Raw genomic sequence first — 23,544 nt, 5'->3', positions numbered from 1 at the left:
TCAGTTCTTGGCAAATATAGATAACGCGGCCGCCGAAATGGCGGCCGCAGGCTTTTACCGCATCGCCCTGGGCGTGGAATACAAAGGCTCGCGCTATCGCGGCTGGCAGCGCCAGGCGTCGGGCGTGCTGACGGTGCAGGAAACCCTGGAGAAGGCCCTGTCCAAGGTTGCCGATTCACCGGTCTCGCTGATGTGCGCCGGGCGCACCGACGCCGGGGTTCATGCGTGTGGCCAAGTGGTGCATTTTGATACCCAGGCCGAACGCACGATGAAGGCGTGGGTCATGGGCGCCAATATCAATTTGCCCCATGACGTCAGCGTCACTTGGGCCAAGGTGATGCCTGCGCATTTCCATGCGCGCTTCAAGGCGATTGCCCGGCGTTACCGCTATGTGATCTATAACGACCAGATCCGTCCGGCGCACCTTAACGAAGAAATCACCTGGAACCACCGCCCCTTGGATGCAGAGCGCATGGCCGAGGCTGCGCAGCATCTGGTGGGCGTGCATGACTTCAGTGCGTTCCGTGCCGGCCAGTGCCAGGCCAAGTCGCCGATCAAGGAGGTCCATCACCTGCGGGTGACCCGCCACGGCAAGATGATTGTGCTGGACATCCGCGCCGGCGCGTTCCTGCATCACATGGTGCGTAACATCGCCGGCGTGTTGATGACCATCGGTACCGGCGAGCGTCCCGTGGAGTGGGCCAAAGAAGTGCTGGAGAGTCGCATTCGTCGTACCGGTGGGGTGACGGCTCACCCGTTTGGCCTGTATCTGGTGGACGTGGAGTACCGTGACGAGTTCGAATTGCCGGAACGCTTTATCGGGCCGCACTTCCTCACCGGCTTCAGCGAACTTGGCGGCTGACGCCCTTAAAAGCTTTTGTTACCATCCGGGACTTTCTCGGCATACTCCTGAGGTTTTCACCACATGTCAGCCGTTCGCAGCAAGATTTGCGGGATTACCCGCATAGAAGACGCGCTGGCGGCAGTCGAGGCGGGTGCGGATGCGATCGGCCTGGTGTTTTATGCCAAGAGTCCGCGGGCGGTGAATGTGTTGCAGGCGCGGGCGATCATCGCCGCGCTGCCGCCCTTTGTGACCACCGTGGGCTTGTTCGTCAACGCCAGCCGTTGCGAGCTCAACGAAACCCTGGATGCTGTAGCGCTGGACCTGCTGCAGTTTCATGGCGATGAAAGTCCCGACGAATGCGAAAGCTATCAGCGCCCGTACATCAAGGCGCTTCGCGTCAAGGCCGGGGATGATATCGCCGCCGCCTGTGCCGCTTATGGCGGCGCGCGCGGGATTCTGCTCGATACTTATGTCGAAGGTGTGCCGGGGGGCACGGGTGAGGCATTCGATTGGTCGCTGATTCCCGAGGGGCTTAGCAAACCGATCATCCTGGCTGGTGGGCTCACCCCCGCGAATGTCGCGGCGGCCATCGAGCAGGTTCGCCCGTATGCGGTGGATGTCAGCGGTGGAGTGGAGCAGGGCAAAGGCATCAAGGATCACGGCAAGATTCACGCGTTCATGCATGCAGTGCGCAACAGCGGTGCGGGGATGTGACGGCTGGCAGTCTGCCGCCGTCCATAACTACCACTGTGTAAAACAGCCCGGCGCCGCCTGTGGGTGGCCTGGAAACAGAAGTGGCAACCCTGCGCTGGCAGGTTGTCTGGAAGGCTGAGGATACAGGCTGGAAATGGCAGGTCGAACGTCTGACCCCGTCTACTCTGTGTCATCGCCACATATGAATTTAGCTCAAGGGCATACGCGGGGCTGTGTTCAAGCCACCGGTACTGGAGAAAGAAAGCATGAGCAACTGGTTAGTAGACAAACTGATCCCTTCGATCATGCGTTCCGAGGTGAAAAAAAGCTCGGTTCCTGAAGGTCTGTGGCACAAGTGCCCTTCCTGCGACGCGGTGCTGTACCGCCCGGAGCTGGAAAAGACCCTGGACGTTTGCCCTAAGTGCAACCACCACATGCGTATCGGCGCCCGTGCGCGCATCGATATCTTCCTCGATGCCGATGGCCGTCAAGAGCTGGGCGCTGACCTGGAGCCGGTTGACCGTCTCAAGTTCCGCGACGGCAAGAAGTACAAGGACCGTCTGACCGCTGCGCAAAAGCAGACCGGTGAGAAGGACGCGTTGATCTCCGTCAGCGGCAAGCTGCTGGGCATGCCTGTTGTTGTGTCGGCGTTCGAGTTCTCCTTTATGGGCGGCTCCATGGGCGCCATCGTCGGTGAGCGCTTTGTTCGCGCCGCCAACTACGCCCTGGAAAACCGTTGCCCGATGATCTGCTTCGCCGCTTCCGGCGGTGCGCGCATGCAGGAAGCCTTGATCTCCCTGATGCAAATGGCCAAGACCTCTGCGGTACTGGCGCGTCTGCGCGAAGAAGGCATTCCGTTTATCTCTGTCTTGACCGACCCTGTCTACGGCGGCGTTTCTGCAAGCCTGGCGATGCTGGGCGACGTGATCGTCGGCGAACCGAAGGCCCTGATCGGCTTTGCCGGTCCGCGCGTGATCGAGCAGACCGTTCGCGAAAAGCTGCCCGAAGGCTTCCAGCGCAGCGAGTTCCTGCTGGAGCACGGTGCGATCGACCTGATTATCCCGCGTAGCGAGCTGCGTCCACGTCTGGGTAGCCTGCTGGCGCAAATGATGGGCCTGCCGACGCCGGTGTACGTCGCGCCTAAAGTCGAGCCAATCGTCGTGCCGCCGGTGCCTGCGAACCTATGACCCAACGTACCCTGGGCGAGTGGCTCGCCTACCTTGAGCAGTTGCATCCGTCCGCCATCGACATGGGCCTGGAGCGCTCGCAACAGGTAGCGGCCCGCCTCGGGTTGGGCCAGCCGGCACCGCGTGTGATCACGGTGACCGGCACCAACGGCAAAGGCTCTACCTGCGCTTTTGTCGCTGCGCTGCTGCAAGCCCAAGGGCTGAAAGTGGGCGTGTACAGCTCGCCGCACCTGCTGCGCTACAACGAGCGGGTGCAGCTCAATGGCGTCGAAGCCACTGACGAGCAACTCTGCGAAGCCTTTGCCGCACTGGATGCCGGCCGCGGCGACACTTCCCTGACTTACTTCGAAATGGGCACTCTGGCGGCGTTCTGGCTGTTCGAGCGTGCGCAACTGGATGTGGTCGTGCTGGAAGTGGGCCTGGGTGGGCGTCTGGATACGGTGAATGTGGTGGATGCGGACCTGGCGCTGGTCACCAGCATCGGCGTGGACCATGCTGATTATCTGGGCGATACCCGCGAATCTGTTGCCTACGAAAAGGCCGGGATCTTCCGTCAGGGCAAGCCGGCGCTGTGCGGCGACCTGGACCCGCCACCGCCGTTGCTGGACAAGGTGCGTGAGTTGGACTGCCCGTTCTTTTTGCGCGGGCGCGAATTCGACCTTGAGATCGGCGAGCAGCACTGGCAATGGCGTGGGCGCGATGCGCACGGCCAGCTCGTCGAGCTGCGCGATTTGCCCTTGCTCAACCTGCCGATGGAAAACGCCGCGCTCGCGCTGCAAGCCTATCTGTTGCTGGGCCTGCCGTGGAACGCCGAGCAGATTGTCGCGACCTTGCTGGCGACCCGGGTGGTCGGACGCCTGGATCGTCGGGCGTTCGAGTGGCAAGGCAAGCGTCTGAACCTGTTGCTCGACGTGGGGCATAACCCCCATGCAGCCAACTACCTGGCGCGGCGTTTGGCGCATACGCCCCCGGTCGGGCGTCGCCTGGCGGTGTTCGGTTTGTTGGCGGACAAGGACTTGGACGGTGTGGTTGCGCCATTGTTGGGCTGCGTTCAGGCTTGGGCGGTCGCGCCGCTGGATACGTCGCGCAGTCGTCCGGCGGCTGAGTTGCAGGTGGCGTTGCAGAACCTTGGTGCAATGGTGGCGTCGTATGCAAGCGTCACGGCGGCTCTTGAAGCGCAGTGCGCAGTAGCCACGGCCGAGGACGAGATTCTGTTGTTCGGATCATTTTATTGTGTTGCCGAGGCGCTCGAGTGGTTGGCCCGGCGCTCCACGGAGGAAGCTGCACATGGCATTACTGGATAGCGCATACAAGCAGCGAATGGTTGGGGCTCTGGTCCTGGTGGCGTTGGCGGTGATTTTCCTGCCGATGTTGTTTTCCCGTCAGGATGAGCAGCGCCAGGTTGTCGTCGAGGCTCCGGCAGCGCCGCAGGCCCCGGCGGTGCCGCAGGTGCAGGTCGAGCCGGTGGTGGTGCCTGAGCCCCAGGCCCTGCCCGAGGAAGAGCCGGTGCCGACCGATGAGGAAGTGGCTGCGCAACAGGCGCCGTCGATGCCGGTGCAACCAAGCGTGCCGGTGGTCAAGCCTGCACCTGCCGTGGCTGCCAAGCCCGTTGTGCCGACACCTGCGCCCAAGCCGGTTGCACCGCAGCCTGCTGCGCCGGGCAAGCCGGATGTGGGGCAGAGCCGGATCGACCCGAATGGTTTACCGATCAGTTGGTCGATCCAGGTCGCCAGCCTGGGCAATCGCGAAGGCGCCGACGCTTTGCAGAAGAAGCTGCGCGCCCAGGGCTACAACGCTTATATCCGCAGTGCCGATGGCAAGAACCGGGTATTTATTGGGCCGCTGATCGAGCGCGCCGAGGCGGATCGCCTGCGCGACCTGCTGGATCGTCAGCAGAATCTTAAGGGGTTCGTGACCCGCTTCCAGCCCGAGCGCGGCTGATTCAAGCCGATCACTCGGTGCGCGTGTGGGAGGGCGCTCGCCCTCGGTGGTGGTGTGACAGTCGACGGATGAATGACTGATCCGCCGCTATCGGAGGCGAGCCCCTCCCATTTTGGTTTTGTGGTGGGGTTGAGATCGGATTCGCTCGTCCCAAACTATTGATTTGCAAAGCAGCCGCAAACACCGCTTACCGACAGCCCGACGCTCTGCTAAAATGCGCCGCCTTATCCGTCCGTAGGCTCTAACGTGCCATTTACCTGGGTTGACTGGGCGATCGTTGCAATCGTCGCCATCTCCGCTTTGATCAGTCTAAGCCGCGGCTTCGTAAAAGAAGCACTGTCGTTGCTGACTTGGATCATCGCAGGAGTCGTAGCCTGGATGTTCGGCGGTTCATTGTCGGTCTATCTGGCCGGATACATCGAAACACCTTCGGCCCGCGTCATCGCGGGCTGCGCCATCATGTTCATCGCCACGCTGCTGGTGGGGGCAATGGTCAATTATCTTATTGGCGAGTTGATACGTGTCACCGGCCTCTCCGGGACCGATCGATTTCTGGGCATGGCTTTTGGTGCCGCGCGTGGCGCGTTGCTGGTGGTCGTGGCAGTCGGGCTGTTGAGCCTGGGGCCGGTACAGCAGGATGCGTGGTGGCAGGAGTCGGTACTCGTGCCAAAGTTTCTATTGGTTGCAGACTGGTCCAAGAACCTCATATTGGGGTGGAGCAGTCAGTGGCTGGCCAGCGGAATCAGCGTACCCGCTGATCTTCCGTTCAAGGAACACCTCTTGCCGGCCAAAACGCCTCAGTAAGAGTGTTCAGTCAAGATTCATTAAGTAGGGGTTGCGTCGCATGTGTGGCATCGTCGGTATCGTCGGTAAGTCGAACGTCAATCAGGCGCTGTATGACGCGCTAACCGTCCTCCAGCACCGCGGCCAGGACGCTGCCGGTATTGTGACCAGCCACGACGGCCGGTTATTCCTGCGCAAGGATAATGGTCTGGTACGTGACGTGTTCCATCAGCGTCACATGCAGCGCCTGGTCGGGCACATGGGTATTGGCCATGTGCGTTATCCGACCGCTGGCAGCTCGACGTCGGCCGAAGCTCAACCGTTTTACGTCAACTCGCCTTACGGCATCACCCTGGCGCATAACGGTAACCTGACCAACGTTGAACAACTGGCCAAGGAGATCTACGAATCTGACCTGCGCCACGTCAACACCAGTTCCGACTCGGAAGTGCTGCTTAACGTGTTCGCACACGAACTGGCCCAGCGCGGCAAGCTGCAGCCGACCGAAGAAGACGTGTTTGCCGCCGTGATCGACGTGCACAACCGTTGTGTCGGTGGTTATGCCGTGGTGGCGATGATCACCGGTTACGGTATCGTCGGTTTCCGCGATCCGCATGGCATTCGTCCGATCGTGTTTGGTCAGCGTCACACCGACGAAGGCGTCGAGTACATGATCGCTTCCGAAAGCGTGTCCCTGGACGTGCTGGGCTTCACCCTGATCCGTGACCTCGCGCCGGGCGAAGCGGTGTACATCACCGAAGATGGCAAGCTGCACACCCGTCAGTGCGCTGTAGCGCCGAAACTCACCCCTTGCATCTTCGAACACGTCTACCTGGCGCGTCCGGATTCGATCATCGACGGTGTTTCGGTGTACAAGGCGCGCCTGCGGATGGGCGAAAAGCTCGCCGACAAGATCCTGCGCGAGCGCCCTGAGCATGATATCGACGTGGTGATCCCGATCCCGGACACCAGCCGCACCGCTGCGCTGGAATTGGCGAACCATCTGGGCGTCAAGTTCCGCGAAGGCTTCGTGAAGAACCGCTACATCGGCCGTACCTTCATCATGCCTGGCCAGGCTGCACGCAAGAAATCAGTGCGTCAGAAGCTCAACGCCATTGAGCTGGAGTTCCGCGGCAAGAACGTGATGCTGGTGGATGACTCCATCGTGCGCGGCACTACGTGCAAGCAGATCATCCAGATGGCCCGTGAAGCGGGTGCGAAGAACGTTTACTTCTGTTCCGCAGCTCCCGCCGTGCGTTACCCGAACGTGTACGGTATCGACATGCCGAGCGCCCACGAACTGATCGCCCACAACCGCACCACCCAGGATGTGGCTGACCTGATCGGCGCCGACTGGCTGATCTACCAGGACCTGTCGGACCTGATCGAAGCGGTGGGCGGTGGCAAGATCAAGATCGAGCAGTTCGACTGTGCCGTGTTCGACGGCAAGTACGTGACCGGAGACGTCGACGAGGCCTACCTGAACAAAATCGAGCAGGCACGTAACGACTCGTCGAAGATCAAGACCCAGGCGGTCAGTGCGATCATCGATCTGTATAACAACTGAGTAACCACCGGCCCTGAGGGGCCGGTTTTGTATCTTAAATAAAGAATTCGAGTAAGGAGTGGCAGCATGAGTCAGGAATGGGATGCCGGTCGGTTGGACAGCGACCTCGATGGCGTGGCTTTCGATACCCTGGCTGTGCGCGCCGGCCAGCACCGCACCCCGGAAGGTGAGCACGGCGATCCGATGTTCTTCACCTCCAGCTACGTGTTCCGTACCGCGGCTGATGCGGCTGCACGGTTTGCTGGCGAAGTGCCGGGCAACGTGTATTCGCGCTACACCAACCCGACCGTGCGTGCGTTCGAAGAGCGTATCGCGGCCCTGGAAGGCGCTGAGCAGGCGGTGGCAACGGCCACCGGCATGGCGGCGATCATGGCTGTGGTAATGAGCCTGTGCAGTGCCGGCGACCACGTGTTAGTGTCGCGCAGCGTGTTCGGCTCGACCATCAGCCTGTTCGAGAAGTACTTCAAGCGCTTCGGTATCGAAGTGGACTACGTGCCCCTGGCGGACCTGTCCGGCTGGGACGCGGCGATCAAAGCCAATACCAAATTGCTGTTCGTCGAGTCGCCGTCCAACCCGCTGGCCGAGTTGGTGGACATCGCCGCGTTGTCGGAAGTTGCCCACGCGAAGGGCGCGATGCTGGTGGTCGATAACTGCTTCTGCACGCCTGCCCTGCAACAGCCGCTGAAGCTGGGTGCGGACGTCGTTGTGCACTCGGCGACCAAGTTCATCGACGGCCAGGGCCGTTGCATGGGGGGCGTGGTTGCCGGTCGCGCCGAGCAGATGAAGGAAGTGGTGGGCTTCCTGCGCACCGCCGGCCCGACCTTGAGCCCGTTCAACGCTTGGATCTTCCTCAAAGGCCTGGAAACCCTCAGCCTGCGTATGAAAGTCCATTGCGCCAACGCCCAGGCCCTGGCCGAGTGGCTGGAGCAGCAGGACGGTATCGAAAAAGTCCACTACGCCGGCCTCAAGAGCCATCCGCAGCACGAACTGGCCCAGCGTCAGCAGCGCGGCTTCGGTGCGGTGGTGAGCTTTGAGGTCAAGGGTGGCAAGGAGGGCGCCTGGCGCTTTATCGATGCGACGCGCCTGATCTCGATCACTGCCAACCTGGGCGACAGTAAAACCACCATTACCCACCCAGGTACCACGTCCCATGGGCGCCTGGCGCCGCAGGAGCGTGAAGCGGCCGGTATCCGTGACAGTCTGATCCGCGTCGCTGTGGGTCTGGAAGACGTGACTGACTTGCAGGCGGACCTGGCTCGCGGGTTGGCGGCCTTGTGATTGAATGGTCACTGGAGGCCGCAACGGCCAGTAACGGGCGCGTCGCGCTGGTGACGGGCGCTGCGCGGGGCATTGGTCTGGGCGTTGCCGCGTGGCTGGTCAGTGAAGGCTGGCAAGTGGTGTTGGCTGATCTGGATCGCCAGCGCGGATCCCAGGTGTCCAAGGTGCTGGGTGAGAACGCCTGGTTTATCACCATGGACGTGGCCGACGAAAAACAAGTTGCCGCAGGCGTCGCCGAAGTGCTTGGGCAATTCGGGCGTCTGGATGCGCTGGTATGTAATGCGGCGGTGGCCGACCCGCGTAACAGCACCCTGGAAAGCCTCGATCTGGCTTACTGGAATCGTGTGCTGGCGGTGAACCTCAGTGGGCCGATGTTGCTGGCCAAGCACTGCGCGCCGTACCTGCGGGCCCATGGTGGTGCGATCGTCAACCTGGCGTCGACCCGCGCCGGTCAATCCGAGCCGGATACCGAGGCCTACGCGGCGAGTAAGGGCGGCTTGTTGGCGCTGACGCACGCGTTGGCCATCAGCCTCGGACCTGAAGTACGGGTCAATGCGGTCAGCCCGGGTTGGATCGATGCACGTGATCCGGCCGCGCGCCGCGCCGAGCCACTGACCGATGCCGATCATGCCCAGCATCCGGCGGGCAGGGTGGGTACGGTCGAGGACGTGGCGGCGATGGTGGCGTGGCTGCTGTCGCGTCAGGCGGGCTTTGTGACCGGGCAGGAGTTTGTGGTGGACGGTGGCATGAGCAAGAAGATGATTTACAGCGAGTAGGGCGTGCAGGCGTCTTGAAGCAATTTTGTCTTTTTTAGAAAAACTTCAAGCGGGCTATTGACTTAGGTCCGTTACCTGCGTAAATTTCGCGGCCTCAACGAAGCAAAGGGTGATTAGCTCAGCTGGGAGAGCATCTGCCTTACAAGCAGAGGGTCGGCGGTTCGATCCCGTCATCACCCACCACTTCTTGAGAGTTTTGCCCCAGGGCAAGACGCAACTTTATAGGTTGCACCGACGCGCAGCGGTAGTTCAGTCGGTTAGAATACCGGCCTGTCACGCCGGGGGTCGCGGGTTCGAGTCCCGTCCGCTGCGCCATATTTTCCAGGTTCGATGTATCGGGCCTGAGATCGAACAGCCAAGGTTGATCGATCAGATGTTTAAAGACGGTTGGCGGTTTTCGCTCAACTGGTCAAGCGATACGCAGCGGTAGTTCAGTCGGTTAGAATACCGGCCTGTCACGCCGGGGGTCGCGGGTTCGAGTCCCGTCCGCTGCGCCATATCTGCCTCAAGGCCCACTGAACGCCTTGGAGCACAAAGCAAGCGTCAAGCTTCTTTGACCCGATAGCAAAGACCCTGGTCGAAAGACCGGGGTTTTTTGTGTCTGCGATTTGATGTCCGGTTGCGGGAGCCGGCGAACCGGCTCCCGCAATGGCGTCAGAACCCCAGCTTATCGCGCAAGCCGTAGTACCAGGCGCCCAATGCTGCAAAAGGTGTGCGCAACAGTTGGCCGCCCGGGAAAGGATAGTGCGGCAGGTCGGCGAACGCATCAAAACGCTCTGCCTGGCCTCTGAGTGCCTCCGCCAACACTTTGCCCGCCAGGTGCGTGTACGTCACGCCGTGGCCACTGCAGCCCTGTGAATAGTAGATATTGTCGCCCAGGCGCCCTACCTGCGGCAGGCGCGACAGGGTCAGCAGGAAATTGCCGGTCCAGGCGTAATCAATCTTCACATCCTTGAGCTGCGGGAAGGCCTTGAGCATTTTTGGTCGGATGATCGCCTCGATATTCGCTGGGTCGCGCGCGCCATACACCACGCCGCCGCCGAAGATCAGGCGTTTGTCGCCGGTCAGGCGGTAGTAGTCGAGCAGGTAGTTGCAGTCTTCCACGCAGTAATTCTGCGGCAGTAGGGTCTTGGCCAGTTCATCCCCCAGCGGTGCGGTAGTGATCACTTGTGTGCCGCAAGGCATGGACTTGGCGGCCAGTTCCGGCACCAGATTGCCCAGGTAGGCATTGCCCGCCACGATGATGAACTTGGCTCTGACCTTGCCCTCGGCGGTATGTACTACCGGGTTGGCGCCGCGTTCGATACGCACCGCCGCCGATTGTTCGTAGATGGTGCCGCCCAGGGATTCCACCGCAGCCGCCTCACCCAGCGCCAGGTTCAGCGGATGGATATGCCCACCGCTCATGTCCAGCAGGCCGCCGACATAGTTGTCACAGGCCACCACCTCGCGGATGCGGCGTTCGTCCAGCAATTGCAGTTGCGTGTGGCCGTAGCGCTCCCACAGGCGCTTCTGCGACTCCAGGTGGCCCATGTGCTTGCTGTTTAGCGCGGCGAACACGCCACCGTCCTTCAGGTCGCACTGGATCTGATACTTGGCGACCCGCTCACGAATGATCCTGCCGCCTTCAAACGCCATCTGCCCCAAGAGCTGCGCCTGCTGAGACCCGACGCTGCGCTCGATCACATCGATATCGCGGCTGTAGCTGTTGACGATCTGCCCGCCATTGCGGCCCGAGGCGCCAAAACCCACTTTGGCGGCTTCCAGGACAGTCACGCGAAAGCCGTTCTCCAGCAGGAACAGCGCGCTGGATAGGCCGGTATAGCCGGCGCCGATCACGCAGACATCGGTTTCGACATCGCCTTGCAGCATCGGGCGAGGCGGAACGGCATTCGCTGACGCCGCGTAATACGACTGGGGGTAGGGGGTGTTCGCCATCCTGGAACCTCTGTTTTATATTTTTTACGAGTGTGCCGATCCTACCTCAGTTGAAAATTGCCTGCCAGCCAGCAGGAAAAGAGCTACGCGCGGGCTGCAAATAAAAAATTCGCATATTCATAGGGTTAGCTGCAAAAAAGATGTTGACACACCTTCTGAATTCCGTAGAATGCCGCCTCACAGCAGGCACGTAGCTCAGTTGGTTAGAGCACCACCTTGACATGGTGGGGGTCGTTGGTTCGAGTCCAATCGCGCCTACCAAACAAAATCCGTTCTGCTGGGCGGTCTAGAAGGGCTCACCGAAAGGTGAGCCCTTTTTTGTTACCTGCGATTTGTCAGTGCTAAAAGGACCTCTTCCCAAAGCAACCTGGATCGGGTGGTGACGGCTACCAGCGAGATCAGGCAGTCACCGCGGCTGTCTTAGCCGCCACCTGCAAACCAGACGTTGAGCAGAATCAGTTCAACTACGGCCACGCACAGCAAAAACATCACGAACCCGAGTGAGAAAACGCGTTTGCGCCGTGGTGGTGTGTAATCGTTGCTGAGCTCTAATAGCTTGAGCAGCAGGTCGATCAGACGCCCGATGAACTCCAGAAACTCGCTCATCCCAGGGGCGTCTCACTTGCCTTGGCGTTCTTGATATCACTGATCATCTGCTTGGCAATCGCCTGCACCTGTTTTTTGGTAAGGGCCGGGGTAATCCCTTCCCGCGCTGAAGAGCACATGTCGTAAGTACGCGAACCTGCGGCGACCTGTCTACTTCTTGTTACCTGCACCGGCGTCATTCACCAACAAAATTTATTGGTGCGCAGCAACAATTTTTCTTGTTGGACACCTCGCGCTTCCAGGCAGCAAAGTTGCCGCCACTGACGCTCGCCCTTACGGGTCAACAATAAAAAACCGAGCCGACTGCACGCCACTTCTTGCTGTGAACCCCTTGTTCACATCCTGCTGTAATGGCGCCGCAGCGCGCACTTAAGGACTTCATCGCCATGCAAACTGTTGTGAACCTATGGCCGTTGATCGGCGTACTTGTGATCGTGGTTGGCTTTGTTTTGCGCTTCAATCCGTTGTTGGTGGTCACCGCCGCCGCTATCACCACCGGGCTTGCCGCCCATTTCCCGCTGGAAAAAATCCTCGCCACCATGGGCGATGGCTTCCTTCAGACCCGTGCCCTGCAATTGATCCTCTTGTTGCCCCTGGCGGTCATCGGCTTGCTGGAGCGCCATGGGTTGCGCCTGCACGCGCAGAACTGGATTGCGCGATTCGAGCGTGCCACGGTCGGCCGCCTGCTGATCATTTACCTGTTTGTGCGCGAATCCACGGCTGCCATGGGCTTGACCAGCTTGGGTGGACACCCGCAGATGGTGCGCCCGTTGCTGGCCCCCATGGCCGAAGGCGCGGCGGAAAAACGCTACGGCAAACTGCCGGACAAGCTGCGCCACAAGGTGTTGGCCATGTGCGCGGCGACCGACAACGTCGGCCTGTTTTTTGGTGAAGACATCTTTGTAGCCTTTGGTGCGATCGCGCTGATGCACACCTTCCTGTTGGGCTCGGGAATCGATGTCGAGCCGCTGCACATTGCAGTGTGGGGCATTCCCACGGCGATCTGCGCCTTCATCATCCATGCGATCCGCCTGCATCGGTTTGACCGCCGGCTGACCCGCGAGATGACGCCTGCGTCCACCACTGTGGAGGCCGCCCAATGATTATTTCCATTCAATACCTGTACTGGCTCGCCGGCGTGCTGCTGCTGATCACTGCTAGCATGATCCTGTTGGACCGCACGCACCCCAAGCGCCTGTCCAGCGCGCTGTTCTGGTTGCTCTTCGCCATCCCATTCCTGGTGGGCGAGCGCCTGCCATCGGTGGTGGTCGGCGCAGGCGTGGTGGTGATGGCGTTGATCGCAGGCCTGGGCGGCGTTGGCCGTGGCAGCCATGTCGAGTTGCACGACAAGGCGTCCCGTGCCAGCGCCGGCCGCCTGGGGCATAAGTTGTTCATTCCGGCGCTGGCGATCCCGCTGACCACGGTGATCGGTTCGGTGCTGCTCAAGCACACTGAGATCGGTGGCGTTGCGCTGCTGGACCCGAAAAACACCACCTTCGTGTCCCTCGGCATTGGCTGCCTGATCGCCCTCGGCCTGGCCTGCTGGCTGACCCGTGATACGCCGGTGCAAGCGTTGCGTGAATCGCGCCGCCTCACCGAGGCCTTGGGCTGGGCCATGGTGCTCCCGCAAATGCTGGCGATGCTCGGCCTGCTGTTCAATGACGCCGGTGTGGGGACGGCCGTTGCCCACGTCACCACCACTTATATCAACCTGGATTTCAAGTTGGTGGCGGTGATGGTCTATGTGTTGGGCATGGCACTGTTCACAGTGATCATGGGCAATGGTTTTGCCGCGTTCCCGGTGATGACCGGCGGTGTCGGCGTGCCGGTGCTGGTGGGCATCTACGGCGGGAACCCTGCGGTGATGGCGGCCATCGGCATGTTCTCCGGCTACTGCGGAACGCTGATGACACCGATGGCCGCCAACTTCAATATCGTGCCGGCCGCGTTGCTGGAGTTGCCGGACAAAAACGCGGTGATCAAGGCCCAGTTGCCAACGGCGTTGATGATGCTGGTGGTGAATATCGTGCTGCTTTATCTATTGATGTGAGGCCAGGATGAAAACCGTACTGCTGATGGGGTTCGAGCCTTTTGATCAAGAACCGGTGAACCCGTCCTGGGAAGCCGCGCGCCAGTTGGACGGGTTCAAGATTGACCAGGATGTGAGGGTCGTGGCCCGCGAACTGCCGTGTGCGTTCGCCACGGCGGGCGAGCGCATGCTGCAATTGATTGACGAATTGCGCCCAGCCATGGTCATCGCCACCGGCCTGGCGCCGGGGCGTAGCGAGATTTCCATGGAGCGGGTGGCGATCAATATCAACGATGCGCGCATCCCCGATAATTTGGGTGAGCAGCCCGTGGATACGCCCATCGTGAACGGCGGTCCGGCGGCCTACTTTTCGACGCTGCCGATCAAGGCCATGGTCAAGGCGGTGCGTGAGGCGGGGATTGCAGCGTCTGTGTCGCAGACGGCGGGTACCTTTGTGTGCAATCAGGTGTTTTATCGTTTACAGCATGAGCTGGTGGGTTCGGCTGTGCGCAGTGGTTTTATCCATGTGCCAGGTGAGTCACTGATGCCGCTATCGCGCCTGGTAGATGGGCTGCGCGTGGCGGTGTCTGTGGCGTGGAACACCTCAGTGGATGCGGTGGAGGTGGGCGGCCAGGTGAGTTGATTCAGCGCGTGGCGCGGGAACTTCAACTACAGTCCACCTACGTTCCTGCCTTGGAAAATCGTCATGATCAGGTCGTTGAAGTTTGCGTCTGTTGCGTTGTCGCTTGTGCTGTTTGCCGGCAGCGGTATGGCCCTGGCAGATCCCGGTAACGGCAAGGGGCAAGGTAATAACAAAGGCAACAGCCAAGGTGGGCAGGGGCATGAAAAGCCCAAAGGCAAAGGTGGCGCGGGCAATCACGGGCCTGCTGTCGACCGTGGCGGCGTACTGAGTGTGCTGGGCGGCTATCGCGATTACTGGAGCCCAGGACCTGCACTGCCGCCGGGTATCCGCAAGAACCTGGCGCGCGGCAAACCGCTGCCGCCGGGTATTGCCAAGAAGCTGGACGGGCGTTTAGCCGGGCGCTTGCCCCATTACGATGGGTATGAGTGGCAGCAGGCAGGCACCGACCTGATACTGGTGACCATCGCGACGGGCATCATTTACGAAGTGCTCAATGGCGCGTTGGACTGAGCCTGCGTCCTTCATGCTTCAGGCCCTGGAAAGAACAGCTCGAAACACGTCACGCCGTCCTGGCTGCTGACGCTGTACCGGCCGTTATGCAACTGCATGATGGTCGCGACGATGGACAGGCCCAGCCCGTTGGATTGGGCCGACCGTTCCCGTGATTCATCCACCCGATAAAACCGTTCGAACAGCCGCGACAAGTGCTCGGCCGGGATGGTTTCGCCGTGGTTATTGACCCGCAGACGGATACCGTCGGCCTGTGCAACGGCCTGGATCACCAGCTCGGAGCTCGGCGCCGCATATTTGATGGCATTGGCGCACAGGTTCGCCAGGGCGCGGCGCAGCAGCATCGGCTCGGCCCAGATCACGCCGTCACCCTCGGCCCGAATGGTGATATCCCTGTCGCCCGCCAAGCCTTCGAAGTAATCGGCGATGCGTTCCAGTTCATCCGTCGCACTCAATGCCTGGCGCTGGCGCAAGGCGCTGGCCGGGTCTGTGCGGGCCAGAAACAGCATGTTGTCGAGCATTCGCGCCAGGCGCTCCAGTTCCTCGACATTGGAGGCCAGGAGTTGCTGGTAGCTCTCGACGCTGCGCTGCTGTTGCAGGGCAACTTGGGTTTCCCCCAGCAGGTTGTTGATCGGCGTGCGCAGTTCATGAGCCATGTCGGTGGACACCTGGCCCAGTTGTACAAAGCCCTTGGCCAGGCGTTCAAGCATGGTGTTGAACGAATCGATCATCGGCAGCAGCTCTTTTGGTGCCCCGTGGCTGTCGAGACGTTCGGCCAGATTGCCGACGCCGATCCCCTGGGCGTGTTCGGCCAGGCGGCGCAGGGGTTGCAGACCCCGATGCACCAGCAGGTAGCCCACCAATGCGAGGATGATGGCGGCGATACTCGCCAGGATATATACGCTCAACCGGTAGCTGGCGAGCATGGCGGTGCGCTCGGTCATCAGGCGCCCGCTGGTGACTTGCAGGCTGCCCAAGTCGCCGGAGTCGATGGACGCGGCCAGGGTGGAAAAGGGCACGCCATTGACCCCCGGCAGGTGTTGCACATCGCTCAGCGCAAGCACGTGGCCCTTGGGCACTGGCTTGATCGCCGGCAGGTCGATATTGGCCGGGTTTACCAGCAGCAGCGGTGCCTGGCCGGGCGCGGCAATGCTTAGCACCGACTCGCGATTGCCCAGCATGTTCTGGAACAATTCCGGCTTGGTCTTGATCAGGTCCAGGGTGTTGCTGTCATTGAGCAGGTTGCGCAGTTGGTCCACGCGGGAAATCAGCTGCGCGTCGTCGCGGCGGATCAGCTCGCGTTCCAGCTCACGGTACAGCGCCACGCCCAGGCTGGCCAACAAGGCAAAAGCGAGCAGGGCGAAGATCAGCGCCAGACGCAGGGTCAGGGAATAATGGCGACGATTGCTCATGGCTGGGTGTCGAAACGGTAGCCGATGCCGCGCACGCTGTGGATCAGCTTGAGCGGGAACGGGTCGTCGATCTTCAGACGCAGGCGCCGCACGGCCACGTCCACCACGTTGGTATCACTGTCGAAATTCATGTCCCATACACGTGAGGCGATCAGCGAGCGTGACAGCACCTGGTCCTGATGGGTGGCGAACAGGTGCAGCAGGGCGAATTCCTTGTTGGTCAGGGTGATACGCGTGCCTGCACGGGTAACACGGCGTTTGAGCACGTCGATGTGCAGGTCGGCGATTTGTAGCTGTTCTTCCTCCCGGCTCGGACCTCGGCGGGTCAGGGTGCGCAGGCGTGCTACCAGTTCGGCGAAGGAGAACGGCTTGATCAGGTAGTCATCAGCGCCCAGTTCCAGGCCTTTGATGCGGTCGGCAATGTCATCGCGGGCGGTCAGGAAAAGAACCGGTGTGTCGATTTCCTTGCGCAGGCGGCGCAGCACTTCCCAGCCGTCCATTTTCGGCATCATCACGTCCAGCACGATTACGTCGAACGCGGTCTCCAGCGCCTGGTGCAGGCCGTCCACGCCATCACGGGCGAGGCTTACGGAGTAACCCTGTTCCTGCAGGCCATTGAGCAGGTAATTACCGGCCTTGGGTTCGTCTTCGACAACGAGGATGTTCATGGGAAATGCCCTGATTCAATACGTGGCGCCAGTGTAGCCCGATCAATTGTCACTGGCGCAGCCGGTGGCCTGGACCTGATAGTCGAGTACGTGTTCGCGACCCTGGTGATCGAGGTAGTCGAGCCTTGCCGGGACGACGCCGCACTGACCATAGGTGTCGGTGCTCGATAGTACTTTGGCCACATCCAGGTGAACGAAAAAGCCGGTCTTGTCGTGGATCACGTTGGCGTTATCAGCCGCGAACACCGAGCCGGTAGCAAGTAAGGCGGTCAGTGCGAGGATAAAAAGTTTCATAGCGGTCTCTCTGTTGGTAACGGGATGGCTGCCAAGTTGTGGCAGTGGCGTCACGGTAACCAGAGGACCCGAACAGCCCGCCAACAGGAGGATGACAAGTTTGTAATGATTGGCGGCGCGAAGTGCTCGTCGCGTTTACAAGTCATGAGGTGATCCGTAGATTGCACCGGGCCGATTATTCGTTTCAGCCCACGAGGAAGCCACGCCGTGTCCATCCGAGGTTCAGCCGTATTTAACCGTCCTTACCGCGCTTTCCTGTTCGATATGGACGGGACGCTGCTCAACTCCATTGCCGCCGCCGAACGGGTGTGGAGCATCTGGGCTGAGCGCCATGGGCTGGATGTGGCGGCGTTCCTGACCACCATTCATGGCGCCCGTGCGATCGATACCATCAGGCGTCAAGCGTTGCCCGGCGTCGATCCGGAGGTTGAGGCGCAGTGGATCACCGAGGCGGAAATCAACGATGTGCAAGGTGTGGTCGCGATTCCTGGGGCTGTCGACTTTCTAAAGCGCCTGCCTGAAGACCAGTGGGCGCTGGTGACGTCTGCTCCCAAGGCGCTGGCAGTGCGACGACTGCAGGCGGCGGGTATCACGCCGCCGGCGGTATTGGTCACCGCCGAAGATGTCGCGATCGGTAAGCCGAACCCAGCCTGTTATGTGCTGGGAGCCCAGCGCCTGGGTGTGCCGGTGCAGGACTGTCTGGTGTTTGAAGATGCCGGCGTAGGTATTCGCGCGGGGGAGGCGGCCGGGGCGGATGTGATGGTGGTGACGGCCACCCACCACGCGCCCATGGACACGGTGCATCCGTCGATTGAGCGGTATGAGCAACTGCAGGTCCGGCGCGACGTCAATGGCTTATTGTGCGTGGAGCGCACGACGCTCTGATGCAAAAAGGCCGAGCCCGTTACCGGTCTCGGCCTGGTTCGTAACTAGCGCACGCAGGTGGCGCGTGCATTCGATCACTGCGCATGGCTTGGCGTGACAACACCATTTCCCTGAGGATTTCGTTGGCCAGCCGTGCAATCGCTTCGGCGCCGCGATAGTGCGCGCGCACAATGCCGGTGATTGCAAAGTTGTCGGTGTCCGGACCGCTCAGGACGGCCGAGAGGGTTCCGTCAGCGTTTAAGGTGCAGGTGACCTTGTAGCTGGGCAGTCGGGCTGCCAGTTCAGATTCGATTTGGGTTTTACTGAGGGTATCCATCGGCTTCAGCACCTTTACTGGCTGTGCGAACAATCCCAAGAATAGGTCCTGTTGCGAGCCTGTAAATACCGGCGATCTGATGGCAGGCAGCGTCGGTCAGCCTGCGGCTTTTTGCGCGGTTCGCTGGCAAAGTTTGCGCTGCACTGCCTTCTGGATAGGCTTGAGGCAGAACATGAACAGGTAGCCGCACAGCAGTAGTGTCAGGTCCAGCCAGGAACGGGGGCCGCCGGCGTCTTCCAGTTTCAGCTTAAGGGCATATTCCAAGCCGACGAACGCCATCCCAATCAGCAAGGCGATTGCCCACGATCGGGAAAGAAACGGCTGCACGGTAGTGGGCCTCATCGACGGGCTCCTGAGTGCACACAGACGGCTGTGATGTCAGTCAGTGGATTCGGCCTTAGATAATGTAACAAGTTCCATACGTGACGACAGTTTCATACTGAGGGCAGATGAACGTATCGACAAAGCAAGTGGCGCAACACACAAGAGCAATTCGAAGGGGTTTTCGCCAGCCGTTACAGTGCACGAAAGGGCTGGCTACTGAGGGCGCTTCAAGGCGTCTGGTTTTTGTCCGGAGCAGTCAGGCCGGCCTGGATGCGTTGGTAGATCTCTTCGCGATGTACGGCAACATCTTTGGGCGCGTTGATGCCGATTCGTACTTGCTGGCCGCTTACGCCGAGGATGGTGATCGTGATGTCATCACCGATGTTTATGCTTTCACCGACTTTGCGGGTGAGTATAAGCATGGACTTCTCCTTGATTACTTTTAAGGACACATGTTTCAGACAGGGCAGGTGTCGGATGTGTGTAGCTTACTGCTAAGCGCTTCCCTGTGACTGCCTCTTTTAGGACGCATAGAGGCGACATTAATTCCCATGGCGGCATCATACAGGTCTGGGATACATCATTCGCATTGTTTAAGCCAACGTTTATGACGGCCAGAATAGACAGTGAATGATAAAGTCGCCTCTTTATCCTTTAAAGGAGCAGGGCAGTGCGTAAAGTAGCGATGGCAATGGCGGTGTTGGCACTGGCCGGATGCGGTGAAGGCAAAAGCGTCGATGCGCCCAGGGCCAAGCCTGCCGTCACCGAAACCCAGCCACAAACCGGCGCGATTGCCGCCCAGGAATGGGATCTGCGGGTTGGTCCGCCAGACCACAAGTTGCAGGCGATCACCGACCTGACCGCGTGGTTGCTCGAACATGGTTTCAATTTTTATATCGTGAAGGTCGACGGTAAGGACGAGGTGCTTTTGGGGCCGTTCGCAACCAAGGCAGAAGCCGAAGCCAAGCAGACGCTGCTCAACGAAAAAATGGCCCGCGCCAAGAAAACCGACACCGTCTCCGAAATCATCGAGCACAACGCCGCGCAATGACTGGCTGGATCGGGCGGCATGCCGCCCACGTTCAGCCGCAGGCTTTGAGGTTCACAGGGCCTACAAATTCATTGCCGCGTCCCATGACGCACGCCACGGTCTGGTTACGCTGGCGCTCCCAGGCCTGCACCGGGTAAGTCTTGTTCCAGGCTTCATACAGCCGGCGATCCTGTTTTGACAGGCGCAAGCCATACTGCTTGCTCATGTAGAAATAGGTACGTGCAATCATCCCGCGAATGGACGGACGCGGCATGACCTTTTTGGCTTTGAAGTCCACCTGGGTCAGGCATGAGCCGTACTGCCCGCGTTGCACCGGCAGCCAGCCGAAACTGAAGTTATTCCGGTCGCCATTCACCTCGCCGATGCTCGGCACCAGGTTGTGCAGGTCGGCTTCAGCGCGCTTGAACACCTCATCACGGCGCGTGCAGTTCTTGCGCCCGCCATCCTGCCAGCACTGGCGCTGATGCCCTATCTGCCAGGCCGGAACAATGTGCTCCCACTCGATGCGCCTGGCGCGGCTGGAGTTTTTACGCGGGATATAGCCGCAGGCTTTCAGGTCCACGCGGTTGCCGGTGTATTTGCAGCCGCAATAGAACTCGGTGGATTGCGGTGCGTAGAGCGTCCAGGCGACTTTCTTGGCTTCACTGAAGGTTCGAGGTGCCTGAGCGTGGGCGGCAACGGCAAAAAACAGACAACACGCAGCAATAAAACGGGCACTCATTGAATCAATCTTCCTTCGGCACAACCCAGAAAATCTGCACACCGCCGTCGTCGCGATAGGCGAGGGTGACGTTGTCGTTCTCCGCGATTTCCTCCAGTAAACGCTGCCACTCGTCCTCGGGCTCGTCCGGCAAGCGGAAGATCAAGGCGGCCCTGGCCTTTTGCGCATTGGTGGAGTTGATGATCTTTTGCACACGAACAGCCAGGCGTTCGTAGGCATCCGGTGGAGTTGGCGCTGCAGAAGAAGACTTTGCCACAGAGTATTCCTTAGTTTGCTGTATGTGCATACAGTATTTAACTGTAGGCGATTTCGCAACTGCTTAAACTTCAAGAAGTTCGTCTTACAACAAATTGGAGTGTTGGATGTAGGGCGGGGAGGCGTTTACGGCGGGATTCAGCGAGGGAAGCAGGAGCGGTCAGACCGCCCCCGCGTGGCGTTTCACCAGGAATCAATATTCCCAGAACATCCGTTGTAGCTCTTTGCTGTCCTGGGTCTTGGTCAGCGCAACCATCGCCAGAATCCGCGCTTTCTGCGGGTTCAGGTCAAGGGCGGCCACCCAGTCGTACTTGTCGTCCGGCTGTTCGGCGTTACGCAGCACCATGCCGCCGGCATTTACGTGGGAAGAGCGAATGATCTGCACGCCTTGCTTGCGCAGCTCAACCAGTGCCGGGACCACCTTGGAGGATACCGAGCCGTTGCCGGTACCGGCATGGATGATGGCCTTGGCGCCAGCCTGGGCCAGGGCCTTGTAGGCGGTGTCGCTCACGTTGCCGTAGCCGTAGGCGATTTCGACGTCCGGCAGGCTCTTGATGTTCTTGATGTCGAATTCCGAATCCATGGTGTGACGCTTGGCAGGCAGGCGGAACCAGTAGGATTTGCCTTCAACCACCATGCCCAATGGGCCCCAGGGGCTCTTGAACGCTTCGGTCTTGATGTTGATCATCTTGCTGACGTCGCGACCCGATTGGATCTCGTCGTTCATGGTTACCAGTACGCCTTTGCCGCGCGCGTCTTTGCTGCCGGCCACGGCCACGGCGTTGTACAGGTTGAGCATGCCGTCGGCCGACATGGCGGTGCCTGGACGCATGGAGCCAACCACGACGATGGGCTTGTCGGTTTTTTCCACCAGGTTCAGGAAGTAGGCGGTCTCTTCGAGGGTGTCGGTGCCGTGGGTGATCACGATGCCGTCCACGTCCTTGCTGTCGGCAAGTTCAGCAACGCGACGACCCAGTTGCAGCAGGTTTTCGTTGTTGATGCTTTCGGACGCGATTTGCATGACTTGTTCGCCACGTACATTGGCGATCTGACTAAGCTCAGGAACGCCGGCGATCAGTTGTTCGATGCCGACTTTGGCCGCCTGGTAGGTGGCACTGTTGGCCGCACTGGCGCCTGCGCCCGCAATGGTGCCGCCGGTAGCGAGGATCACCACATTGGACAGTTTGGTCTTGGATTCAACTTCCTTTGCCTGGGCGGCAACGGGGAACAGCAGCAGAAGGGCTAAGGCGCCCGGTACAAAGTTCTTCAATGCAGATTTCATTATTTTTCTCTCTGGTTTTTGATGAGTGCTGTAGCAGGTTCATCTAGAACACCTGGGCGTCGCTGCATGCCCAAGGCGCTGTGTAGGAGCAGGATCCGTACCAGGCTGATCGTGTTCCCGTATATTAATTAATCTATTGATATATAACGTTTTTATTTGTTTTGTTGAGGCGTGGCGCCGGACAATTGTCCGGCTTTCCGAACAACCTGAGTCGTTGCGTTCGGTTGTCCGAAAAAACTGACGGAAAAATCCTGATCGTGCGCCAATACCTGTCGTTTCAAGGAGCGGCGGTGCAGCGCAGAGGGTGCGAAGGTCTTCCACGGGTGTGTGAGGCAGGGCTGGAGGCATTGCAATGAAAGGCTGTGTTGTACCGTTGACAAATCGCTGCAACGTTCTCATAGTTTGACTAACGCAAACGTTTGCGAGATGTTTCACCGAGTCCGGTGAACGCTCGTATCAGCCACCCGGGTGGGAGGGCGCCGAAACGTTCTTCGGTGCGAGCGTTGCTCACAATAATCATAAGATCGGAGTAAACCCATGAAGCTGCCATTCGCTGGACGTCTTCTTGCTGTCGCTGTGCTTGCTGCCGCATCCGCCGCTTTACCTCTTTCCTCTGCATTTGCTGATGACGCCGCCGCCAAACCGAAGGTCGGCCTGGTGATGAAGTCCCTCGCCAACGAATTTTTCGTGACCATGCAGGACGGTGCCAAGGCCTACCAGAAAGACCACACCGCCGATTTCGACATGATCACCAACGGCATCAAGAACGAAACCGACACCAGCGCGCAGATTGATATCGTCAATCAGATGATCCTCGCCAAGGTCAACGCCATCGTCATCGCGCCTGCCGACTCCAAAGCACTGGTCACCGTGCTCAAGAAAGCCTCCGACGCCGGTATCAAGGTGGTCAACATCGACAACCGTCTGGACCCGGATGTGCTGAAAAGCAAAAAGCTCGAAATTCCGTTCGTAGGTCCGGATAACCGCAAAGGCGCCAAGCTGGTAGGCGACTACCTGGCCGAAAAGCTGAGCAAAGGTGACAAGGTCGGCATTATCGAAGGTGTACCGACCACCACCAACGCCCAACAGCGCACCGCAGGCTACAAGGATGCGATGGACGCGGCCGGCATGAAGATCGTCTCGACTCAATCCGGCAACTGGGAAATTGACCAGGGTCAGAAAGTCGCCTCGGCCATGCTCAGCGAATACCCGGACCTCAAGGCCCTGTTGGCGGGTAACGACAACATGGCTCTGGGTGCGGTCTCTGCCGTCCGTGCCGCAGGCAAGGCCGGTAAAGTCCTGGTCGTAGGCTACGACAACATCGAAGCGATCAAGCCGATGTTGCAGGACGGACGCGTCCTGGCCACTGCCGACCAGGCTGCAGCCCAGCAAGCGGTATTCGGTATCCAGAATGCCCTCAAGCTGGTCAAGGGTGAGAAAGTCGATGCCAAGGACGGCGTGATCGAAACCCCGGTCGAGCTCGTCATCAAGAAGTAATTCCGGCAGCACCCAACAGCGTCCGCTCGTCCTGAGCGGACGCC

The 23,544-nt window shown here is 60.0% G+C and carries 27 protein-coding genes and 4 tRNA genes; 20 read left to right on the top strand and 11 right to left on the bottom strand.

What is annotated here, in order from left to right; genetic code table 11:
* Nucleotides 1-37 precede the first annotated feature (37 nt).
* From truA to PSH59_RS16780, 12 genes are all read left to right on the top strand, one after another.
* Complete coding sequence (truA, locus tag PSH59_RS16835; protein WP_305395307.1) at nucleotides 38-862, top strand: tRNA pseudouridine(38-40) synthase TruA; 825 nt, start codon at nucleotides 38-40, stop codon at nucleotides 860-862.
* A 63-nt stretch (nucleotides 863-925) separates the two neighbouring features.
* Nucleotides 926-1,558: a phosphoribosylanthranilate isomerase gene (locus PSH59_RS16830; protein ID WP_248082267.1), complete on the top strand. Its 633-nt coding sequence runs from the start codon at nucleotides 926-928 to the stop codon at nucleotides 1,556-1,558.
* A 245-nt stretch (nucleotides 1,559-1,803) separates the two neighbouring features.
* On the top strand, nucleotides 1,804-2,724 hold the full coding sequence (gene accD / locus PSH59_RS16825) for an acetyl-CoA carboxylase, carboxyltransferase subunit beta (protein WP_248082265.1): 921 nt from the start codon (nucleotides 1,804-1,806) through the stop codon (nucleotides 2,722-2,724).
* Complete coding sequence (gene folC, locus PSH59_RS16820) at nucleotides 2,721-4,028, top strand: bifunctional tetrahydrofolate synthase/dihydrofolate synthase (protein WP_305393249.1); 1,308 nt, start codon at nucleotides 2,721-2,723, stop codon at nucleotides 4,026-4,028. The genes accD and folC overlap by 4 nt, the downstream gene beginning before the upstream one ends.
* A complete protein-coding gene (locus tag PSH59_RS16815; protein ID WP_248082261.1) occupies nucleotides 4,012-4,665 on the top strand; it encodes an SPOR domain-containing protein in 654 nt (217 codons plus the stop codon). Before folC ends, PSH59_RS16815 begins: the two co-directional genes overlap by 17 nt.
* A 246-nt stretch (nucleotides 4,666-4,911) precedes the next feature.
* A complete protein-coding gene (locus tag PSH59_RS16810; RefSeq protein ID WP_003234314.1) occupies nucleotides 4,912-5,469 on the top strand; it encodes a CvpA family protein in 558 nt (185 codons plus the stop codon).
* A 40-nt stretch (nucleotides 5,470-5,509) separates the two neighbouring features.
* Nucleotides 5,510-7,015: an amidophosphoribosyltransferase gene (gene purF, locus PSH59_RS16805; protein WP_248082252.1), complete on the top strand. Its 1,506-nt coding sequence runs from the start codon at nucleotides 5,510-5,512 to the stop codon at nucleotides 7,013-7,015.
* Between the two features lie 66 nt (nucleotides 7,016-7,081).
* A complete protein-coding gene (locus PSH59_RS16800) occupies nucleotides 7,082-8,293 on the top strand; it encodes an O-succinylhomoserine sulfhydrylase (protein ID WP_305393248.1) in 1,212 nt (403 codons plus the stop codon).
* A gap of 11 nt (nucleotides 8,294-8,304) precedes the next feature.
* Nucleotides 8,305-9,069: an SDR family oxidoreductase gene (locus PSH59_RS16795; RefSeq protein ID WP_248082519.1), complete on the top strand. Its 765-nt coding sequence runs from the start codon at nucleotides 8,305-8,307 to the stop codon at nucleotides 9,067-9,069.
* A 107-nt stretch (nucleotides 9,070-9,176) separates the two neighbouring features.
* Nucleotides 9,177-9,252 (top strand) — tRNA-Val (locus PSH59_RS16790).
* Between the two features lie 55 nt (nucleotides 9,253-9,307).
* A tRNA-Asp gene (locus PSH59_RS16785) sits at nucleotides 9,308-9,384 on the top strand.
* A gap of 105 nt (nucleotides 9,385-9,489) precedes the next feature.
* Nucleotides 9,490-9,566 (top strand) — tRNA-Asp (locus tag PSH59_RS16780).
* Between the two features lie 157 nt (nucleotides 9,567-9,723).
* Here PSH59_RS16780 and PSH59_RS16775 read toward each other — a convergent pair.
* On the bottom strand, nucleotides 9,724-11,007 hold the full coding sequence (locus PSH59_RS16775; RefSeq protein ID WP_248082242.1) for an FAD-binding oxidoreductase: 1,284 nt from the start codon (nucleotides 11,005-11,007) through the stop codon (nucleotides 9,724-9,726).
* 184 nt (nucleotides 11,008-11,191) lie between these two features.
* Between PSH59_RS16775 and PSH59_RS16770 the strand changes: the two genes are divergently transcribed.
* Nucleotides 11,192-11,268, top strand: a tRNA-Val gene (locus PSH59_RS16770).
* A gap of 159 nt (nucleotides 11,269-11,427) precedes the next feature.
* On the opposite strand, the gene PSH59_RS16765 is transcribed toward PSH59_RS16770, so the two are convergent.
* A complete protein-coding gene (locus PSH59_RS16765; protein ID WP_248082240.1) occupies nucleotides 11,428-11,613 on the bottom strand; it encodes a hypothetical protein in 186 nt (61 codons plus the stop codon).
* Between the two features lie 386 nt (nucleotides 11,614-11,999).
* On the opposite strand from PSH59_RS16765, the gene PSH59_RS16760 reads away from it, so the two are divergent.
* The 4 genes from PSH59_RS16760 (at nucleotide 12,000) to PSH59_RS16745 (ending at nucleotide 14,795) form a co-directional block, all read left to right on the top strand.
* Nucleotides 12,000-12,716 (top strand): DUF969 domain-containing protein, encoded by a 717-nt coding sequence (locus PSH59_RS16760; protein WP_248082238.1) that lies wholly within the window; start codon nucleotides 12,000-12,002, stop codon nucleotides 12,714-12,716.
* On the top strand, nucleotides 12,713-13,663 hold the full coding sequence (locus tag PSH59_RS16755; protein WP_305393247.1) for a DUF979 domain-containing protein: 951 nt from the start codon (nucleotides 12,713-12,715) through the stop codon (nucleotides 13,661-13,663). Before PSH59_RS16760 ends, PSH59_RS16755 begins: the two co-directional genes overlap by 4 nt.
* 7 nt (nucleotides 13,664-13,670) lie before the next feature.
* Nucleotides 13,671-14,285, top strand: coding sequence for a pyroglutamyl-peptidase I (gene pcp, locus PSH59_RS16750; RefSeq protein WP_305393246.1), 615 nt, complete (start codon nucleotides 13,671-13,673; stop codon nucleotides 14,283-14,285).
* Between the two features lie 63 nt (nucleotides 14,286-14,348).
* Nucleotides 14,349-14,795, top strand: a complete 447-nt coding sequence (locus PSH59_RS16745; protein WP_305393245.1) for an anti-virulence regulator CigR family protein — start codon at nucleotides 14,349-14,351, stop codon at nucleotides 14,793-14,795.
* An 11-nt stretch (nucleotides 14,796-14,806) separates the two neighbouring features.
* Here PSH59_RS16745 and PSH59_RS16740 read toward each other — a convergent pair whose 3' ends face one another.
* From PSH59_RS16740 to PSH59_RS16730, 3 genes are read right to left on the bottom strand one after another with little or no spacing between them, the layout of a single operon-like run.
* Nucleotides 14,807-16,207, bottom strand: coding sequence for a heavy metal sensor histidine kinase (locus PSH59_RS16740; RefSeq protein WP_305393244.1), 1,401 nt, complete (start codon nucleotides 16,205-16,207; stop codon nucleotides 14,807-14,809).
* Nucleotides 16,204-16,875 carry a heavy metal response regulator transcription factor gene (locus tag PSH59_RS16735; RefSeq protein ID WP_248082228.1) on the bottom strand — a complete coding sequence of 224 codons (672 nt, stop codon included), beginning with the start codon at nucleotides 16,873-16,875 and terminating at the stop codon, nucleotides 16,204-16,206. The genes PSH59_RS16740 and PSH59_RS16735 overlap by 4 nt, the downstream gene beginning before the upstream one ends.
* 42 nt (nucleotides 16,876-16,917) lie before the next feature.
* On the bottom strand, nucleotides 16,918-17,169 hold the full coding sequence (locus tag PSH59_RS16730; RefSeq protein WP_305393243.1) for a DUF2790 domain-containing protein: 252 nt from the start codon (nucleotides 17,167-17,169) through the stop codon (nucleotides 16,918-16,920).
* A gap of 207 nt (nucleotides 17,170-17,376) precedes the next feature.
* Between PSH59_RS16730 and PSH59_RS16725 the strand changes: the two genes are divergently transcribed.
* Nucleotides 17,377-18,054 (top strand): HAD family hydrolase, encoded by a 678-nt coding sequence (locus PSH59_RS16725; RefSeq protein WP_305393242.1) that lies wholly within the window; start codon nucleotides 17,377-17,379, stop codon nucleotides 18,052-18,054.
* Between the two features lie 19 nt (nucleotides 18,055-18,073).
* Here the strand turns inward: PSH59_RS16725 and PSH59_RS16720 are convergent, their stop codons facing one another.
* The 3 genes from PSH59_RS16720 to csrA all read right to left on the bottom strand — a co-directional run bounded on the left by PSH59_RS16720 (nucleotide 18,074) and on the right by csrA (nucleotide 19,116).
* A complete protein-coding gene (locus PSH59_RS16720; protein ID WP_305393241.1) occupies nucleotides 18,074-18,370 on the bottom strand; it encodes a hypothetical protein in 297 nt (98 codons plus the stop codon).
* A gap of 96 nt (nucleotides 18,371-18,466) precedes the next feature.
* Complete coding sequence (locus PSH59_RS16715; RefSeq protein ID WP_248082221.1) at nucleotides 18,467-18,712, bottom strand: hypothetical protein; 246 nt, start codon at nucleotides 18,710-18,712, stop codon at nucleotides 18,467-18,469.
* Nucleotides 18,713-18,921: 209 nt separating this feature from the next.
* Complete coding sequence (csrA, locus tag PSH59_RS16710) at nucleotides 18,922-19,116, bottom strand: carbon storage regulator CsrA (RefSeq protein ID WP_003192511.1); 195 nt, start codon at nucleotides 19,114-19,116, stop codon at nucleotides 18,922-18,924.
* 263 nt (nucleotides 19,117-19,379) lie between these two features.
* Between csrA and PSH59_RS16705 the strand changes: the two genes are divergently transcribed.
* The gene (locus PSH59_RS16705; protein ID WP_248082517.1) at nucleotides 19,380-19,745 is read left to right on the top strand and encodes an SPOR domain-containing protein; all 366 of its coding nucleotides are present in this window, start codon (nucleotides 19,380-19,382) and stop codon (nucleotides 19,743-19,745) included.
* Between the two features lie 31 nt (nucleotides 19,746-19,776).
* On the opposite strand, the gene PSH59_RS16700 is transcribed toward PSH59_RS16705, so the two are convergent.
* The 3 genes from PSH59_RS16700 to PSH59_RS16690 form a co-directional block, all read right to left on the bottom strand.
* The gene (locus PSH59_RS16700; RefSeq protein ID WP_305393240.1) at nucleotides 19,777-20,466 is read right to left on the bottom strand and encodes an endonuclease I family protein; all 690 of its coding nucleotides are present in this window, start codon (nucleotides 20,464-20,466) and stop codon (nucleotides 19,777-19,779) included.
* A 4-nt stretch (nucleotides 20,467-20,470) separates the two neighbouring features.
* Complete coding sequence (locus PSH59_RS16695) at nucleotides 20,471-20,722, bottom strand: DUF1654 domain-containing protein (protein WP_305393239.1); 252 nt, start codon at nucleotides 20,720-20,722, stop codon at nucleotides 20,471-20,473.
* 192 nt (nucleotides 20,723-20,914) lie between these two features.
* Nucleotides 20,915-22,003 (bottom strand): asparaginase, encoded by a 1,089-nt coding sequence (locus PSH59_RS16690; protein ID WP_010209102.1) that lies wholly within the window; start codon nucleotides 22,001-22,003, stop codon nucleotides 20,915-20,917.
* A gap of 537 nt (nucleotides 22,004-22,540) precedes the next feature.
* On the opposite strand from PSH59_RS16690, the gene PSH59_RS16685 reads away from it, so the two are divergent.
* Nucleotides 22,541-23,500 (top strand): sugar ABC transporter substrate-binding protein, encoded by a 960-nt coding sequence (locus tag PSH59_RS16685; protein WP_305393238.1) that lies wholly within the window; start codon nucleotides 22,541-22,543, stop codon nucleotides 23,498-23,500.
* Nucleotides 23,501-23,544: the final 44 nt, after the last annotated feature.

Origin of the sequence: Pseudomonas sp. FP2309 (assembly GCF_030687575.1) — a bacterium.
In the GTDB taxonomy this organism is placed as follows: Bacteria; Pseudomonadota; Gammaproteobacteria; order Pseudomonadales; family Pseudomonadaceae; genus Aquipseudomonas.
The sequence above is the reverse complement of the archived record's forward strand: the minus strand, read 5'-3'. Positions and strand labels throughout refer to the sequence as shown.